Consider the following 734-nt stretch of genomic DNA (forward strand, 5'->3'; position numbering starts at 1 on the left):
ACAAACGTTGCAAACTTTGTTGCACTCGAAGGCGACCTTGCGCCTCGAAGGCCGCAGACCTCCCTCAGGACCGGTCAAGCCCAAAAGGCAATGTCCGTCGCCCACCGCTTACGTCGTTTCCATCAGTTCCCGTCCGCGGCGAGCCGTCCTCCCGTTCCCGGCCGTGGTTGTGTTTCAGCATCGCCCCGACGCCTGACCGAAGGACGTCTCGTCTGGTGTTCGGCTTTTTACCGTTCCGGCGGGCGCGGCATTAGCTTGACCCTCGGGCGAGGGCGCGCGACCCATTTGAGAGCCGCGCTGCTGAGGGTGCGATAACGCTGGCTATCGCGCCACCACGTCAGCAGGCGCGGCGGGGAGGGCGGCAGGCGACCTGGCAGAAGATGCGACCGCCAGAACCTCGCCGATTTGCGAAACGAGCGCAACTACTGGCGCGACAGCGCCCCGCTTTCGACAATCAACGGCCTTCTGCTGATTCGCGCTCGTGAACTGGAAGAGCGCGGGAGGCGAGTCCGACAGCCGGCATGATCGACAACAGCGTGTCAAAATCACCGAAAGCGGCGGCGTTTGCGGTTACGACGCGGGCAAGAAGATCAAAGAACGCAAGCGCCATCAGCAGCGGCGTTTAGAGCGTCGGGCGATTAATCTGCAACGCAGCCTGCAGCTTTGAAATAATTCCAGCATTCGTCGGATGTGAAGAGGGCGCAGATATCGCCGACAGCGCGCCAGAGATCATC

At 62.0% G+C, this 734-nt stretch carries 1 pseudogene; it reads left to right on the plus strand.

Annotated elements, in window-relative coordinates:
- Nucleotides 1-474: 474 nt before the first annotated feature.
- Nucleotides 475-610 (plus strand): annotated as a pseudogene (locus VQ042_RS25755) (IS5/IS1182 family transposase); the annotation flags it as partial.
- Nucleotides 611-734: the final 124 nt, after the last annotated feature.

Source organism: Aurantimonas sp. A2-1-M11 (assembly GCF_036549475.1).
Lineage (GTDB): Bacteria > Pseudomonadota > Alphaproteobacteria > Rhizobiales > Rhizobiaceae > Aurantimonas.